We start from the raw sequence: 1254 nt of genomic DNA on the forward strand, positions 1-1254 counted from the left end.
GGTTCTCGTCTTAGGTTTAAAATTAACCTAGAAGACTTAGCGCTGAGTTTGGCGCTTGTTTCGCTTGCGCAAGGATTGAGCTTGACGCTTGCGATAGAATTTGTGACTTGGTCATTGCCGTCGTTTCTTTCGCGAAGTCGGTATCTTTGATACGGCTCTTCGACGCGTTCACGTTCTCGTTAATGTTGTCCAAGTTGCTGATTGCATGGTTGAAACGGTTCTGGAATGCACCCAGCTCTGCACGGTGGCTGTCTACGTATTTCAGTGCAGCATCGATGATTGCTACTGATTCTTGTGCGCCGCCAACTGAAGTTACGTCGATAGTATCAACCGTAACGTTTTTCTTGTCGTCGCCTAGACCTAGTTCACCAGACAGACCGCCAGAGAATGACACTTCGCCTTCTACTTTGTTGTTACCAGCAAAGATTTGCAGTTTGCCATCTTGGTCTACTGACGCTTTCACTAGGTCTGTTTGACCGTTGATGTACGTTGCTAGCTCTTCGATGTCATCGCCCGCTTTCGCGTTGATGTTAATTTCTTGCTCTTGACCAAAGCTGTCAGTTAGGCTGATTTTTAGGTCGTTTTTGCCTTGTGCAACGTTCCAGTCTTTGCCTTTACCGCTTTCAGCTTGGTAGCTCACACCGCCCATCATTTTGTTGTCTGAGCGCATGTCTTTAAGCTCAAGCATTACTGCTTCACCGTTATCAGCACCGATTTGGAACGATTTCGCGCCATGTGTGCCGTTTAGTAGCTTGTTACCACCAAAAGATGTGGTTTCTGCGATACGGTTTAGTTCGTCGTTTAGTGCTGTCACTTCTTCTTGAATCGCAACGCGCTCTGCTTTCGAGTTTGAGCCGTTTGCTGATTGTAGAGACAGGTCACGCATACGTTGTAGGATGTTGGTGGTCTCGTTCATTGCACCTTCAGCCGTTTGTGCAATAGAGATACCGTCGTTCGCGTTGCGAACAGCCACATCCAGGCCACGGCTTTGTACGTTCAAACGGTTCGAGATTTGTAGACCCGCAGCGTCATCTTTTGCGCTGTTGATTTTGAAACCCGAAGACAAACGCTCCATTGAGGTTTGTTGTGCTGAGTTTGCGTTGTTTAGGTAACGCTGAGCGGTCATCGCTGATACGTTAGTGTTTACATTCACTGCCATGGTGATTTCTCCAATTGATTTTCCGATGTAGCGGTTTCCGACGTCTCGGAAAACCAAGTAGTTCTCTCAAAGTTACTTTTATTAACGGCGCTCAA

At 47.0% G+C, this 1254-nt stretch carries 1 protein-coding gene; it reads right to left on the bottom strand.

Annotated features, from left to right (window positions below):
* Window positions 1-22: 22 nt before the first annotated feature.
* Window positions 23-1159: a flagellin gene (locus tag OU793_RS24480; RefSeq protein ID WP_005481079.1), complete on the bottom strand. Its 1137-nt coding sequence runs from the start codon at window positions 1157-1159 to the stop codon at window positions 23-25.
* Window positions 1160-1254: the final 95 nt, after the last annotated feature.

It is taken from the genome of Vibrio sp. VP6 (assembly GCF_028823755.1).
GTDB lineage: Bacteria > Pseudomonadota > Gammaproteobacteria > Enterobacterales > Vibrionaceae > Vibrio > Vibrio parahaemolyticus.